The organism is Ruegeria sp. CDSC085, from assembly GCF_059610465.1.
Genome location: NZ_JBXWNR010000001.1, coordinates 181,564 through 197,474 on the forward strand (window position 1 = coordinate 181,564; position 15,911 = coordinate 197,474).

Sequence of the window (15,911 nt, forward strand, 5' to 3'; positions counted from 1 at the left end):
TGCGTGATAGCAAGTGGTGCGAGACACCACAAGACAGGCTGGAAGGATGGAGCGACTCTCGTGACTCACTCGGAAAGATGTGCGATCGCCCGAATTTCAACCAAGGCACCCTCCCGTCGAAGTCCCGCAACTTCAACTGCGGTCCAAGCCGGGTAAGGCGCAGGCAGAACCTCAAGGCGCACACGGTCAAACAGATCGAAATGTTTTCGCATTTCAACATGGTAGGTCGTCATCTCGACCACAGAATCCAAACCTTGGTTCGCTTCCTTTAACACCTCGGCAATCTTGGAAAAGGCGTTCCGGAACTGTAGTTCCGGATCATACGGCATTGAACCGTCTGCCGCGCTCCCCGTCATACCGGTGAGAAACACGTGCCCGCCCGAGATGACACCCGGGGAGATTCTTAGCTGCCCGGGCGTACCCAGCAAAGTTTGCGGAATCAGGGGTGTCTTACCCAACTTGATCAGTCCCTGTCAGTAAAGACCGCCGGTACTCAGATCCCCTTGCGTTGCCTTGGGCCCGACCGTGATGGTTTCACCCGTTGACGTCTGAACCTGAACGCCTGCACGCTGCACTTCCTCGAACAAAGGCAGGTCGGAACCAATTGCAAAACCACCGTCATAGACACGGTCGATAAACCCATCGACGCCGTCGCGGAAGAACTCGGCCACGACATAGTCGCCGCTGGCGTCGTCCGGCAGACGGGCACCGCTGAAACGGTCGATCTTTATGAAATGACCACCTTCCGGAACCTTAAACGGACCGCCGCCGTATTTCTCAACAGCTTTTTCCATGAAGCTCTGGAACACCGGGCCACACAGTGTACCGCCATAGGCCCCCCGACCCATCGGGCGCGGACGGTCATAGCCGATGTAACAGCCCGCAACGATGTTCGAGGTAAACCCGATAAACCACGCATCCTTGGATTCGTTGGTGGTTCCGGTCTTGCCCGCTGTCGGCACCGGCAGATTCACAACGCGCGATGCCGTCCCGCGATCAACTACGCCTTTCATCATCGACGTCAGCTGATAGGCGGTGATGGCATCCATGACCTGCGCGCGATCTGTAACAAGAGTCGGGGCCTCGTCGGGCTCCAGCCAGGTCGAGTTACAATTCAGACACTGACGGTCATCGTGACGATAGATGGTCTTGCCGAACCGGTCCTGAATACGGTCTACCAGAGTGGGTTCAACCCGCTCACCGCCGTTCGCGAACATCGCATAAGCCGCGACCATTTTGTACAGCGTCGTCTCTTCGGACCCCAGCGAGTTCGCAAGAAACGCCCCCATCCGGTCATAGACGCCAAAGCGTTCGGCGTAACCTGCAACCACCGGCATGGTGACTTCTTGTGCCAGACGGATGGTCATCAGGTTCCGCGACTGCTCGATCCCGGTACGCAAGGGCGTCGGCCCGTAGAACTTGTTCGACGAGTTCTTGGGCCGCCACAAGCCCTGCGGCGTGTTTACCTCGATCGGCGCGTCCACAACGATGGTTGCGGGGCTGTACCCGCTGTCCAGCGCGGCAGCATAGACAAAGGGCTTGAAGCTGGACCCCGGCTGGCGCTGCGCCTGCGTGGCGCGGTTGAACACGGTGTCCTGATACGAGAACCCGCCCTGCATCGCCAGAACGCGGCCCGAGTTCACATCCATCGCCACAAAGCCGCCCTGAACTTCGGGCACCTGACGGGCAGACCACTGCCCCTCTTCGCCCTCGACAACAAGGATCACATCCCCGCGCTTGAAGTTCGCAGCAAAATCACCCTGCATCCACTTGATATCGGACCGCGGAATGATGCCATCTGCAGGTCCGTTTTCGATCCCGACGGTAAGCTGTTGATCCGAAACATTCAGAACCACGGCAGGATACCAGCGGGTCGGCAGCACCACATCGCGCGGGATTTCCAGGATCGACAGCGCCTCGCGCCACTGCGCCTCATCTGCCAGTTTTTCTTCCGGAATCACTTCGCCGGTGCCGCGCCATTTCCCGCGAGACCGGTCATATTTCTGCAACGCCGTGCGCAGGGCCTTTGCGGCCTCGACCTGCATTTGCTCGTCCACCGACGCACGAACCGCGAACCCCCCGGTAAAGAATTCACCTTCACCAAAGTCTTCGCTCAGTTGTCGACGGATTTCATCGGTGAAGTAATCGCGCGGCGGCAAAGCGGTGCGGAAGCTTTCGAAATCACCGTTCTGGACCGAGCGCAACGGCATGTCGACCTCTGACTCATAGGTCGCCTGATCAATGTAACCGTTCTGGTACATCTCCCGCAGCACATAGTTTCTGCGGGCCAGCAGGCGTTCCTTTTGCCGAACCGGGTGATAATCAGACGGTGCCTTGGGCATCGCAGCCAACATCGCCGCCTCATGCGGGGCCAGTTCCTGCAAGGTCTTGTTGAAATAGGTCTGCGCTGCGGCCGTCACGCCGTACGAGTTCTGACCCAGAAAGATCTCGTTCATGTAAAGCTCAAGGATCTGCTCTTTGTCCAGGGTATCCTCAAGCCGGGTGGCGAGGATGATTTCCTTGATCTTTCGTTCTGCCCGGCGGTCGCCCGACAACAGGAAGTTCTTCATCACCTGCTGGGTAATGGTTGACGCCCCCCGCACGGTGCCACCTTTGGTGCGGACTGCTTCAACGCCTGCCGCAATAATGCCGCGCGGATCATACCCCTGATGAGTGTAGAAATTCTTGTCTTCCGCCGAAATAAACGCCTGTTTCACCAGACCAGGGATATCCTCGGACGGTGTGAACAGGCGGCGTTCCTGCGCGAATTCGTCGATCAGTTGCCCTTCGCCCGAATAGATACGGCTGATAGTCGGGGGCTTGTACTGGGCAAGAGATTCGTGGCTGGGAAGGTCACGGCCATACATCCAGAACACCGCACCAATTACCAGTGCGACCATGAAAATACCCAAGGTGACGATGCTGAAGATCGCCCCGAAAATCGAAAGAATGAACCGGATCACGTTACTGCCTTTTTCTCGCGGTGGTGCCTATATAGTGTTGCACCGCCCAAGGGTCAAAACACCAAGCGTATTCTAGCCGTTTTGCGTCGTAAGGTCACTGGCCAATCAGGGATTTGCGGATCACATCCTGCTGACGCCAGTCTTCGAGCCCCTGAAAAACCCCCAGCGCCATTTTTGCCCGCCATTCCGAATCTCTTAGGTTTTCCCGGTCTCTGGGGCTGGAAAGGAACCCAAGCTCGATCAAAACAGACGGGATATCTGCCGCCTTGAGCACCGAGAACGACGCGGTCCGCAACGGTTTGCGATTCATCGGCCCGCCCTGCTGGGCCATTCCGTTGGCGATCGCGCCGGCCAACAGCTTTGTCCGCGGCACCGTTTCCTGGCGCGCAAGATCCAGCAGAACATCGGCCACCTGATCGTCGGCGCCATTTAGATCGATACCTGAAATCAAATCCCCACGATCATGTCGTTCGGCGAGTTTTGAACTGGCCACGTCTGATGCATCCGCAGACAGGGTGTACACCGCCGCGCCATGCGCCTGGCCTTCGGACAGGGAATCCGCGTGCAGCGAAATGAACAGATCCGCGCCGGCCCGGTGCGCCAAGGTGATCCGCCGCTCCAACGAGACGAACTGGTCGTCAACGCGGGTCAGGACCACTTCATAACCACCTGATCGCAATAGAACTTCGCGCAATTCACGCGCAAAAGTCAGCATCAGAGTTTTCTCATCAACCCCGTCTATCTCGGCGCCCGGATCGATACCACCGTGCCCGGGATCGAGCATCACGCGCAGTGGTCGGTCCGCAGAGCGCGAAGGTACCTGCGGCAGGTCTGCCGGTTCCGGCAAGTCCCAACCCGGATTGCGCGGCGCACCCGCGGTTGCGTTGAACGTGTCAAAATCCGTGCCCTTGAGGTTGAGGGACAGCAGCGCAGCCCCCGAATCCTCGGCAACCGACAGCTCGGCAGTGTCCACGGCCATTGGCGCGCCCAGTTCCAATACCAGCCGCGACCAACCCGGAACATAGGCCCCGAATTGCACGCCACTGACACGTTCGGATTGCAGGAAATCCGTTCGGTTCAGCCCGGTCCAGTCCACTTCGTTGAAGTCCAGAACCATCCGATACGGATCCTGAAGGGTGAATATCCGGTACGGCACCCCCTGACTGAGGCCGATATCCACCCTGACGCCGGTTCGCCCTACATCCGTGATACGGCTTTTGTCCGGATGAATGCGTGCCAGCGCACTGAAATCCTGCGCGACGGCACTGTCGCACAGCGCCCAGATCAGGGCGATGCAAAAGATGATCCTGCTCATGGCCTCAAGTTTTCCCGAGATCGTTTGTCCGGCAGCCTATACCACAAGGGGTGATTTGTGAACGGCTCAGGCAGGTTCCCCGATCACCTTCCGCTCAGTCATGAACACGCGCAACCGTTCCAGCCCGTCCTGAATGTCGACCGTTGAACGCGCATAGGAAAACCGCAGCGTCGTATGACCGCGTTGCGGATCGAAATCCAGACCCGGCGTGACCGCGACACCGGCCTTGTCCAGAATCTCGGCCGCAAATGCGCGGCTGTCATCGGTCAGATCAGACACGTCGGCATAGACGTAAAACGCCCCGTCCGGCGGCGCGATTTTCGTGAAGCCGGCCTTGGGCAGTCCTTCCAGCATCAGGGCGCGGTTTCGGCGGTACACGTCCAGATTGGCCTGCAGCTCATCCTCGCAGTCCATTGCGGCCAGTGCCGCGACCTGACTGGCATGCGGCGCACAGATGAACATGTTCTGAGATATCCGCTCGACCACGCGCACCTGATCCTCGGGCACGACCATCCACCCCACGCGCCAACCGGTCATCGAGAAGTACTTGGAGAACGAGTTGATCACATAGCACTCATCCGTCAGTTCCAGCGCCGTCACGGCCTTGGCTTCATATTCCAGACCGTGATAAATTTCGTCGCTGATGAAAGAAGCCCCCTGCCCATGTGCGGCTTCGATCAGCGACCCCATGGCGGCGTGATCAAGCATCGTGCCGGTAGGATTCGCAGGAGACGCCACCATCAGACCATTCAGGCCCATTCCCTGAATATCCGCTGCAACGGGTTGCAGACGGTTCTCGGGCGCGGTCGGCAAATCGACCGGTACCAATCCAAGTGCACTGAGAATCTGGCGATACGACGGATATCCCGGCGCACCGATTCCAACCCGATCCCCGCTGTCGAACAAAGCAGTGAAGGCCAGCAGAAACCCGCCGGACGATCCAGGCGTGATGATCACGCGCTCGGGGTTCAGGTCCACATCGTACCAATCGCCATAAAGCCGCGCGATACGCTTTCGCAGCGCAGGCAACCCCAGGGACACCGTATAACCCAACGGGCTTTGATCCATCGCCTTCGCCAGCGCTTCGGTCGCGCCCTTGGGTGCGCCGGTTCCGGGCTGTCCAACTTCCATGTGAATCACATGGCGGCCCGCTTCTTCCGCACGGCGCGCGGCCTCCATCACGTCCATCACGATGAAGGGATCGACCTCGGACCGGGTTGAGTTTCTCATGCCCATCTCCCATGTTGCAGCCATGGCTTTTGAACGCGTATCCCGGCTGACGTCAATCCCGGCTCTGATACTGTCGGTTGTCGTCTGGCTGACGGCGGCAACGCAATCTCATGGGCAAAGCCTGATCCGCGACCCCGATATCGAGCATGGGCTGCGCGAGTTGGCGTTTCCAGTGCTGCGTGCCGCAGGTCTGAACACCAACCGGGTTCAAATCCTGGTGGTCAATGACAACACGTTCAACGCATTCGTCATCGACTACAACGCGATCTATGTGAATTACGGGCTGATTCTAACGGTTGAAAGCCCCGAAATGCTGCAAGCGGTGATCGCGCATGAGGCTGCGCATATCGCGAATGGCCATCTGGCCCGCCGCGCCGAAAACCTGAAGGCCGCGCGGCGCAATGCTGGCCTTGGCACAGCTTTGGCGCTGCTTGCGGCCGCGGCAGGCGGGGGTGAAGCCGCCATTGGTATTGCCGCTGGCACCCAGGGCGCTGCAATCCGCAGCTTTCTGGGTCATACCCGCGCCGAAGAAGCTTCGGCTGACCGAAGCGCCGCAAGCTATCTGCGATGGGCTCAAATTTCTCCCAGCGGCATGGTGGAGCTGCACAGGAAATTCGCAGGTCAGGAATTGCTGAGCGTCGCCAACCAGGACCCGTATATGCGGTCGCACCCTACCAGCCGTGAACGTTTGCGCGCCGCCGAAGCCTTTCTGGACGAGTTTGGCGACAAGGCAATTCAGAATGCCAATGCCGATTACTGGTTTGCCCGCGTCAAAGGCAAGCTGTCGGCCTTTTTGCGCTCACCCAGTTGGACGTTACGGCGCGCCAAAGAGGAAACCGCCCAGGACATCCGCCTGATGCGAGAGGCTTCGGCCCATCATCAGAACCGTGATTTGGGTCGCGCGCGCAATGCGATCGACGAGGCCCTGGTGCTGCGCCCAAACGATCCGTACTACTATGACCTGAAGGGGCAAATTCTTTTGGAAAACAGGCAAATAGGCGCGGCTGTTGAAGCGTACGGAAACGCTGTTGAAATGGCTCCGAACGATGCGCTGATCCTGGCTGGATACGGGCGGGCGTTGCTGGCGCAGGGTCAAACCAAACAAGCCCTGAGCGTGCTGGAAAAAGCCCGCGCCCGGGATTACCGGAACGCCAGGCTGTTGCAGGATCTTGGTGTTGCCTATGCTCAGGTTGGTAATGATGGTATGGCGTCGACCGTGACGGCGGAACGGTATGCGCTGCAAGGGCGGCTGGAAGATGCCGGAATCCACGCGAAACGCGCCGTGGCGCGACTGCCCGAAGGCTCACCGGGTTGGCAAAGGGCGCAAGACGTGTTGATTGCGTCGGAACGACTCAACAAAGACAAAAGGAAACGGAAATGATCCTCAGACATGCTGCACCCGCCCTTCTGGGGCTTTCCATGGCGGCAACCTCGGCGCAGGCGCTGGACCTGAACTCGATGAGCGATGCCGAGAAAACAGAATTTGGCGCTCAGGTGCGTGAATACCTACTGGAAAATCCCGAAGTGATCGTAGAAGCGATCAACATTCTGGAACAGCGCAATGCCGTCGCCGAAGCCGCTGTGGATAAAGAGCTGGTCGCCGCCAATGCGGATGAGCTGTTCAATGACGGCTTTAGCTGGGTTGGCGGCAACCCGGATGGCGACATCACTCTGGTCGAGTTCATGGACTACCGGTGTGGCTATTGCCGCCGTGCCGTTCCCGAAGTGGCCAGTCTGCTGGCCGAAGACGGCAATATTCGCCTTGTGATCAAGGAATTCCCAATTCTGGGTGATGCGTCCGTGCTATCCTCACGCTTTGCTGTGGCCACCAAACACGTGGCGGGCGATGATGCGTACAAGCAGGTTCATGATGCCCTGTTGGAATTCACCGGCGAGCCAAGCGAAGTTTCCCTGCGCCGCATCTCCGACGGGTTGGGGCTGAACAGCGACGAGATCATAGCGGCGATGGACAGCGATCGCGTCACGGATGAGATCACCCGCACCCGCGCTCTGGCCCAGAGGATGCAGATCTCGGGCACGCCTTCGTTTGTTCTGGGCACCGAAATGTTGCGTGGCTTCTTGCCATCCGATCAGATGCAGCAGATCGTTGACGGTATACGTGCCGAACGCGGCTAAAGCAGGGTTGGTCGGCGGCCTGCCATGAAGCGGCGAGGAGTTCTCATGGCCGGAGGAGCGTTGGGCATCACATGTTTCTCTGGCCAGTCTATTGCGCAGCCCGCGACTGGCTTCTACGTCCCGGCCGAAGAAGCCCGGCATGATCGTACTTTCATGCAATGGCCGGTCAGCCGCACTGTCCATCCCGACCCCGTTTTTCTGAAGATGGTGCAGAGGACCATTGCCGAAATCGCAAACACGATCTCTGCTTTTGAGCCCGTCATAATGCTTGCCGGATCAGAATACCACGCAGATATCAGCAAACAGCTTTCTGCGGCGATCGAGATTTGGGATGTCCCGACCGAAGATCTGTGGTGCCGGGACGCAGGCCCGGTGTTCGCGATCAACAACCGTGGCGAGCTTGCGGTCAAACAGATCCAGTTCAATGGTTGGGGGCGAAAGCAGGTTCACGCACATGATGCGAGAATTGCCGACAGAGTGGCCGAAAGGCTGGGACTGCCCCTGCAGCCGACCGGACTGATCGGCGAAGCAGGTGGTGTCGAACAGGATGGGCATGGGGCACTTATGGCGCATGAAAGCTCGTGGGTGAACGACAACCGCAATCCCGGCCTCACTCGCGACGAGATCGAAGCACGGTTGTTGGCGGCCTATGGGGCCAAGCGCATGATCTGGTCCGAAGGTGTCTGGGGCGAAGATATCACCGATTATCATATAGACAGTCTCGCCCGCTTTACCGGCCCCGGTCGCGGCATCATCAACTTGCCGGATAGACCGGACAATCATGATCCTTTCCACATGGCCGCGTTGGACACCCATGATCGTCTGGTTGCAGCGGGCATGGACATGGACGTGATACCCGAACCACTTTACCGCCGCGTCAAGAACCCGGACTTCGTCGCCTCTTACGCCAATTTCTACGCCTGCAACGGCGGCGTGATTGCGGCCCGGTTCGGAGACGCGGAAACAGACCAGATCGCGTTAGAAACGCTTGCAAGACACTATCCCGGACGTGACGTCGTAACACTTAACGTTGATGTTCTGGGAGAACTTGGCGGCGGCATCCATTGCGCCACGCAACAGATGCCCACCTCATAGCATTGCTGAATAGATAGATAGACTACTCTGCCGCCTCGGCCGCAGCATCCAGTTCAGCCGCTTTCTTTTCGACCTGCTCCACGATGTGATCGATCATCTGCTCGTTTGACAACTTGTGGCTGGCTTTTCCGGCAAGGTAAACCATACCGGATCCTGCTCCACCGCCGGTGAAACCAACATCGGTCATCAGCGCTTCGCCCGGGCCATTGACCACGCAGCCGATGATCGAAAGGGACATCGGCGTCTTGATGTGTTCAAGGCGATGTTCCAGCGCCTCGACAGTTTTGATGACATCAAAACCCTGTCGCGCGCAGGACGGGCATGAGATGATATTGACGCCCCGATGGCGCAGGCCAAGAGATTTGAGGATTTCAAACCCGACCTTCACCTCTTCCACCGGATCAGCAGACAGGCTGACGCGGATCGTGTCGCCGATCCCCATCCACAGCAGGTTGCCAAGGCCGATTGCGGATTTGATCGTACCGCTGACCAGCCCCCCCGCTTCGGTAATGCCCAGATGGATGGGGGCATCCGTCGCCTCGGCAATACCTTGATAGGCCGCGGCGGACAGAAACACGTCGCTGGCTTTTACGCTGATCTTGAACTCGTTAAAATCATTGTCCTGAAGGATGCGGATATGTTCCAGCCCGCTCTCGACCATCGCCTCGGGGCACGGCTCGCCATATTTCTCAAGCAGGTGCTTTTCCAGACTTCCTGCATTCACGCCGATCCGGATTGAACAGTTGTGGTCGCGCGCAGCCTGGATGACTTCTTTCACGCGGGTTTCGTCACCGATGTTGCCGGGATTGATACGCAGACAGGCAGCCCCCGCTTCGGCGGCTTCGATGCCGCGCCGATAGTGGAAATGAATGTCCGCCACGATGGGCACGGGGCTTTCCCGGACAATCTCTTTCAGCGCTTTGGACGACGCCTCATCAGGAACCGAGACACGCACGATATCTGCACCGGCCTCAGCCGCCGCCTGCACCTGCGCCACGGTCGCCGCCACATCGGTCGTCAGCGTGTTGGTCATGGTCTGAACGGCAATAGGCGCATCGCCACCAACGGGGACGTTACCGACCATAATTTGACGGGATTTACGACGGTAGATGTCGCGCCAGGGGCGTACGTGATTGAGGGACATAAGGACGGATCCGCGTCTGCCTGAGTTGCGACTGTAGATAGTTCGGCAACCGAGTTACCGCAATGGCTAGATCACTCGGCGGGCGTTTCTGTCGCCTCGGTTTGCAGTTCCGCCACCAGTTGCTTGAGCGCGCTGTTCTGTTCCGCCTCAAGATCGGCGACGGCATAGGCCTCGGACACGGCGTCTTTCGACAGAACGACACCCTTGGCGACAGTGCCCGGAGCACCCGCCGGACCGTAGTGCTTACCGTTCATCGAAAAATAAACTGATCCGGATGCGCCGGCACGCAATGACGGCGGTTCTTCGGTCAGGGGCACTTCGAACACACTGCCCTGCTCAACGGTACCCAGTGTGCCTTCGAAAATGACGCTGCCATCCGCAGCTGTCACGCGCATCCATGCCGGATCAACAGCCACGATCTTGAGCGTGGTGTCGATCTGTTCGACCACTTGTGGCAGGGCAGGTTTTTCAACTGTGTGCAGTTCGGCCAATTCGAACTGCGGCAATTCGGGCGGGCGGAAAGTTCCAACCTCGCGCGGATCAAGCGTAGAGATCGGAGCATCCCGCGCAACCAGCACCGGAACATCCAGTGCCTGCGGACGATAGAGACGGTCCAATGCTTCGGCACTTGCCACCTGTGCAGCATCATCTGACGCGTTGCTGCGCGCCGCATCCAGCGGATCCAGATCAGACAAAACCACCGGAGCTTGTTCAACCGGGCTGACCTGTACTTGCTGAATTCTGTTCAGAACAGCCCAGCCGCCATAGCCGATGCCACCAATCACCGCCAGCAATACCAGTGACGAACCAATGGCACGGGGTTCGATCTGGCTGACCAGAGGCTCCTTGCCCGGAATAAAAGGCGTGTTGGGAGAGATGAACGGGTCACGCCCCATTGGGCCGCGTGCGGGCAGAGCACCTGAAGGCTTCCGCACCACCGAGGCTTCGGCGGACATGCCATGCGCGACCTCGAATCCGCTTTCCTGGCAGAAAGACGCAAAGGTCTCATCCGGGTTCATGCCCAGATAGCGTGCGTAGGAACGCACATACCCGGCGATAAAGCCGGGTGTATCAAACGCATCGGGGTCGGCGTTTTCAATTGCAGCGATATAGTTGGCTTTGATCCGCAACTCGCGCTGAACATCCAGAAGGGATTTGCCCATCGTAGCGCGTTCACCGCGCATCTTGTCGCCTAGGCGAATCTCATAGTCATCAAACCCTTTTGGTCTGACATCTACGTCCTCTTCGGAATCGCGCTGAGATCTGCGCCCAATCATCCCTGCTGCCCCATTCTGCCTGTCGCGTATTTCGCGTAAGTGGCGAATCATCCCCACAATGATTCGTCTACTCGTTTTGTTAACGTAAGCTTAACACGCGGCAAACTCGTTGCACACTTTGGCGTTAGGTTATCCGGCAAGTTCGGCGCGATTTAGCGCACAATGTGACCAAAGTTCGTCCATCGCCTGCACCAGACGGTTCATTTCGTCAGGTCCATGCACCGGAGACGGGGTAAAACGCAGACGCTCGGTTCCGCGCGGGACGGTCGGGAAATTGATCGGTTGCACGTAGATGCCATAATCGTCCAGCAGCATGTCGCTGAGCTTTTTGGTGTGCACAGGGTTGCCGACGATCACGGGCACGATGTGGCTGCCGTGATCGATCAGCGGCAGGCCCATCCCCTTCAGCCGCAGCTTGAGGATCTTCGCCTGGGTCTGGTGTTGCTCGCGCAACTCAGACGCGGTTTTCAGGTAAGCAACGGATGCAGCAGCCCCCGCGGCAACAGCAGGCGGCAACGATGTCGTAAAGATAAAGCCCGGTGCATAAGACCGCACGGCATCGCACATCTTGGCACTGGCCGCGATATAGCCCCCCATGACGCCATAGGCCTTGGCCAGAGTGCCATTGATGATGTCGATCCTATGCGCCAGGCGATCCCGCTCGGTTACGCCGCCACCGCGCGGGCCATACATGCCCACGGCGTGCACTTCGTCGATATAGGTCAGCGCGCCGAATTCATCGGCCAAATCGCAAATTTCTTCGATCGGCCCAAAATCGCCATCCATGGAATAGACCGACTCGAAGGCGATCAGCTTGGGCGCGGCAGGATCGTCCGCCTCAAGCAATTCGCGCAGATGCGCCACGTCGTTATGACGGAAGATGCGCTTGGCGCCCCCGTTTCGGCGCACCCCTTCAATCATTGAAGCATGGTTCAGCGCGTCAGAATAGATGATCAGCCCCGGGAACAGCTTGGGCAGCGTGCTGAGGGTGGCGTCATTGGCAATATACGCGCTGGTAAACAACAGCGCGGCTTCCTTGCCATGCAGATCGGCCAGTTCGGCCTCGAGCTTTTTGTGATAAACCGTGGTGCCCGAGATATTTCGCGTGCCGCCCGAGCCCGCACCAGCCGCATCGACCGCCTCGTGCATGGCATTCAGTACAACGGGGTGCTGGCCCATGCCCAGATAGTCATTGCCGCACCACACGGTGATGTTCTGCTGCGACCCGTCCGAGCGTGTGCGCACCGCGTGGGGGAAATGTCCGTTGCGACGTTCGATATCGATAAAGGTCCGGTAACGTCCTTCTTCATGCAGCCTGGCAATCGCTGAATCGAGCTGAGCAGTATAGTCCAACGGACCCTCCTTGAATGCCCGTTTCCGGTTTCCCTTGGGCAATTAGTCTGCCACATCTCACAGCTTAACCTGTTTCCGCAGCTTTGTGTTCCTTTATTCAGCTGGTTACAGCCGAACAGGTGAACCCAACTTTGATTTGCATCAAATATAAGCTTGCAATCCTCACGGCAAGTATAGTTCCGGCCATCGGACGCGTGGAAACGACGCAGCCGCGCCGCGTCATTCGCGGTTCTGTCTTGCATGCAGAATTCAGATCAACCGCTCTGGACGGCGCTGTCAACGCTGCTAGGGTTCGCCCGAACACAGACAAGCAGGAGATCCCCATGTCGCTAGACACCGTGCTGAACCGGATTGACGAAGATCTGCAAACATCGATCGACCGCCTGATGGAGCTGCTGCGCATCCCCTCGATCTCGACCGATCCCGCTTACAAGGCCGACGTCAGCCGTGCAGCCGACTGGCTGGTTGCCGACCTGAACAGTATCGGAATCGCAGCAGAAAAACGGGAAACCGCGGGGCACCCGATGGTCGTAGGCCATGTAGGAGAGGACCCGGATGCACCTCACATCCTGTTTTACGGCCATTATGACGTGCAACCCGTCGATCCGCTGAACCTTTGGACCCGCGATCCGTTTGATCCCGCCATCGAAGACACCGAGCATGGCCCTGTCATCCGCGGGCGCGGGGCGTCGGACGACAAAGGTCAGTTGATGACATTCGTCGAAGCCTGCCGCGCATGGAAAGCGGTGCACGGATCCCTGCCCTGCCGCATCACCTTTTTCTTTGAGGGCGAAGAAGAATCCGGCTCACCCTCGCTGGTCCCCTTCCTCGAAGACAACGCGGCCGAACTCAAAGCGGATCTGGCGCTGGTCTGCGATACATCCATGGTATCGCGAGGTGTTCCGTCGATTGCCTCACAACTGCGCGGCATGCTGAAGGACGAGTTCACCATCATCGGACCCCGCATCGATCTGCACTCCGGCCATTACGGTGGCCCGGGCCTGAACCCGCTGCGCGAACTGTCGAAAATCGTTGCCTCATTCTATGATGACGAAACCGGGCGTGTCGCGGTCGATGGTTTCTATGAAGGCGTTCATGAAGTGCCTCAGGACCAGCTGCGTCAGTGGCAAAACTGCGGCTTCGACGAAGCGGATTACCTGAACTCGGTCGGATATACCCAACCGCACGGCGAAAAAGCCTATTCAACGCTAGAGCAACAATGGGCGCGCCCGACACTTGAAATGAACGGTTTGTGGGGCGGGTACAATGGCGCCGGTTCAAAAACCGTAATCCCTTCGGAAGCACATTGTAAAATTACGTGCCGTCTGGTCGGCGACATGGACCCGGACGCATTACGCACCAAGATCCGCAAACATGTCGAGGACCGCCTGTCCCCGGATGCAAAAGTTGTCTGGGACAACGATCTGGAAGGTTCGCCCGCTTCGGTCATGAATATCGATCGCCCGGAATTCGAAGCCGCCCGCAAAGCACTGTCGGACGAATGGGACCGCGAAGCGGTGTTTACCGGCATGGGCGGCTCGATCCCAGTCGTCGGGTACTTCAACACTGTTCTGGGGCTCGATTCGATGCTGGTCGGCTATGCCAATGAGGACGACGCCATCCATTCGCCGAATGAGAAATATGACGTCAAAAGCTTCCACAAGGGCATCCGTTCCTGGGCCCGAATTCTGGATGCTTTGAACAGGTAACGGCTTTCAGCGAGGCTCTGCCTCGCGCCCCGGGATACTTGCAGCCAGATGAATAAAGGACCTCTGCTTCATCTGGCCCAAATTATCCTGGGGGAGCCGCGCGCAGCAAGGCGGGGGCAGAGCCCCCTGCCTGACCGGAACGTGCGTACGACCTTACATATGAATCACGCGGCCATACGCATCCAGTACGCTTTCGTGCATCATTTCTGACAGAGTCGGGTGCGGGAAGACCGTGTTCATCAGGTCTTCTTCGGTCGTCTCCAACTGCCGACCCACCACATAGCCCTGAATCAGTTCAGTGACTTCTGCGCCGATCATATGCGCCCCCAGAAGTTCACCTGTTTTGGCGTCGAACACGGTTTTGATCAAACCTTCCGGTTCGCCCAGAGCAATCGCTTTGCCGTTGCCGATGAAAGGGAAACGACCGACTTTGATGTCATACCCCAGTTCTTTCGCTTTGGCTTCGGTATATCCCACCGAGGCCACTTGAGGCTGACAATAGGTACATCCGGCGATGCTTTCGGGCTTAACCGGATGCGCATGCCGGCCGGCGATCAGATCGGCAACCATGACACCTTCGTGGCTGGCCTTGTGTGCAAGCCAGGGCGCACCCGCGATGTCCCCAATCGCATAAAGGCCATCGACACCCGTGCGGCAATATTCATCCGTCACCACATGTGTGCGATCAATCTTTACGCCCAGAGCTTCCAGCCCGAGGTTCTCGACATTTCCTACAATCCCAACAGCGGAAATCACGGTGTCGAACTCGTGCTTCTCAACCTTGCCCTTGACCTCGATATGAGCGGTCACCTTGCCCTTGCCACGATCCAGCTGCTTGACCATGGCATTTTCCATGATGGTCATGCCCTGTTTGGTGAAGGCTTTCTTGGCCAATGCACTTATTTCCGCATCTTCCACAGGCAACACGCGGTCCATTACTTCGACCACAGTCGCGTCAGCCCCCAACGTGTTGTAGAAGCTCGCAAACTCGATGCCGATCGCGCCCGAGCCGATGACCAGCAATTTCTTGGGCATCCGGGGCGGTTGCAGCGCGTGCTTGTAGGTCCACACCAGATCGCCGTCAGCCTCGAGACCGGGCAGTTCGCGGGCCCGTGCGCCGGTTGCGAGAACGATGTTCTTGGCCGTCAGTTCTTCGGTGCCCTTGTCGGTTTTGACACTGACCCTGCCTTTTGCGGGGATCGTCGCCTCACCCATCACCACGGCGACCTTGTTCTTCTTCAGCAGATGGCCGATGCCGCCCGAAAGCTGCCCGGCAACGCCACGGGATCTTTTGACGACCGCGTCCAGATCGTAACCGATCTTGTCGGCTTTCAATCCGAAATCCTTAGCGCGTTCCATCAGATGGAACACTTCGGAGGACCGCAGCAATGCCTTGGTGGGAATGCACCCCCAGTTCAGGCAGATGCCACCAAGGTGCTCGCGCTCGACCACGACGGTTTTCAGACCAAGCTGGGCCGCACGGATGGCGGCGACATAGCCACCGGGGCCAGCCCCGATTACGATCAGATCATAGGATTGTGCAGCCATGTGTTCCTCTCGGCGCAGGTGATGAAAATTTAGTTTACCATTAAACTATTTTCAGAAACGCATCAACAAGCGTTCCCGCGACAAATGCGACGCAGGGTAAACCATACCTGAATATGCGGATTTCAGCCTATACCCCGGCCA

The 15,911-nt window shown here is 58.3% G+C and carries 12 protein-coding genes; 4 read left to right on the forward strand and 8 right to left on the reverse strand.

Going from position 1 to position 15,911, the window contains the following annotated elements; all coding sequences use genetic code 11:
- Positions 1 to 65 precede the first annotated feature (65 nt).
- The 4 genes from AC2FJB_RS00935 to AC2FJB_RS00950 form a co-directional block, all read right to left on the reverse strand.
- Positions 66 to 458 (reverse strand): RidA family protein, encoded by a 393-nt coding sequence (locus AC2FJB_RS00935; protein ID WP_496718528.1) that lies wholly within the window; start codon positions 456 to 458, stop codon positions 66 to 68.
- A 15-nt stretch (positions 459 to 473) separates the two neighbouring features.
- Positions 474 to 2,963, reverse strand: a complete 2,490-nt coding sequence (locus AC2FJB_RS00940; RefSeq protein ID WP_496718529.1) for a penicillin-binding protein 1A — start codon at positions 2,961 to 2,963, stop codon at positions 474 to 476.
- Between the two features lie 94 nt (positions 2,964 to 3,057).
- A complete protein-coding gene (locus tag AC2FJB_RS00945) occupies positions 3,058 to 4,278 on the reverse strand; it encodes an N-acetylmuramoyl-L-alanine amidase (RefSeq protein WP_496718530.1) in 1,221 nt (406 codons plus the stop codon).
- Positions 4,279 to 4,344: 66 nt separating this feature from the next.
- Positions 4,345 to 5,508, reverse strand: coding sequence for a pyridoxal phosphate-dependent aminotransferase (locus tag AC2FJB_RS00950; protein WP_496718531.1), 1,164 nt, complete (start codon positions 5,506 to 5,508; stop codon positions 4,345 to 4,347).
- On the opposite strand from AC2FJB_RS00950, the gene AC2FJB_RS00955 reads away from it, so the two are divergent.
- From AC2FJB_RS00955 to AC2FJB_RS00965, 3 genes are read left to right on the forward strand one after another with little or no spacing between them, the layout of a single operon-like run.
- Positions 5,507 to 6,889: a M48 family metalloprotease gene (locus AC2FJB_RS00955; protein ID WP_496718532.1), complete on the forward strand. Its 1,383-nt coding sequence runs from the start codon at positions 5,507 to 5,509 to the stop codon at positions 6,887 to 6,889. The genes AC2FJB_RS00950 and AC2FJB_RS00955 overlap by 2 nt on opposite strands.
- The gene (locus tag AC2FJB_RS00960; RefSeq protein WP_496718533.1) at positions 6,886 to 7,644 is read left to right on the forward strand and encodes a DsbA family protein; all 759 of its coding nucleotides are present in this window, start codon (positions 6,886 to 6,888) and stop codon (positions 7,642 to 7,644) included. Before AC2FJB_RS00955 ends, AC2FJB_RS00960 begins: the two co-directional genes overlap by 4 nt.
- Before the next feature lie 24 nt (positions 7,645 to 7,668).
- Positions 7,669 to 8,739: an agmatine deiminase family protein gene (locus AC2FJB_RS00965; protein ID WP_496718534.1), complete on the forward strand. Its 1,071-nt coding sequence runs from the start codon at positions 7,669 to 7,671 to the stop codon at positions 8,737 to 8,739.
- A 22-nt stretch (positions 8,740 to 8,761) separates the two neighbouring features.
- Here the strand turns inward: AC2FJB_RS00965 and ispG are convergent, their stop codons facing one another.
- From ispG to hemA, 3 genes are all read right to left on the reverse strand, one after another.
- Positions 8,762 to 9,883, reverse strand: coding sequence for a flavodoxin-dependent (E)-4-hydroxy-3-methylbut-2-enyl-diphosphate synthase (gene ispG, locus AC2FJB_RS00970; RefSeq protein ID WP_496718536.1), 1,122 nt, complete (start codon positions 9,881 to 9,883; stop codon positions 8,762 to 8,764).
- A gap of 71 nt (positions 9,884 to 9,954) precedes the next feature.
- Complete coding sequence (locus AC2FJB_RS00975; protein WP_496671282.1) at positions 9,955 to 11,160, reverse strand: helix-turn-helix domain-containing protein; 1,206 nt, start codon at positions 11,158 to 11,160, stop codon at positions 9,955 to 9,957.
- Between the two features lie 129 nt (positions 11,161 to 11,289).
- A complete protein-coding gene (gene hemA / locus AC2FJB_RS00980; protein ID WP_496718537.1) occupies positions 11,290 to 12,513 on the reverse strand; it encodes a 5-aminolevulinate synthase in 1,224 nt (407 codons plus the stop codon).
- Between the two features lie 323 nt (positions 12,514 to 12,836).
- On the opposite strand from hemA, the gene AC2FJB_RS00985 reads away from it, so the two are divergent.
- Complete coding sequence (locus tag AC2FJB_RS00985; protein ID WP_496718538.1) at positions 12,837 to 14,222, forward strand: dipeptidase; 1,386 nt, start codon at positions 12,837 to 12,839, stop codon at positions 14,220 to 14,222.
- A gap of 153 nt (positions 14,223 to 14,375) precedes the next feature.
- Here the strand turns inward: AC2FJB_RS00985 and lpdA are convergent, their stop codons facing one another.
- Positions 14,376 to 15,770: a dihydrolipoyl dehydrogenase gene (gene lpdA, locus AC2FJB_RS00990; RefSeq protein WP_496718539.1), complete on the reverse strand. Its 1,395-nt coding sequence runs from the start codon at positions 15,768 to 15,770 to the stop codon at positions 14,376 to 14,378.
- Between the last annotated feature and the right edge of the window lie 141 nt (positions 15,771 to 15,911).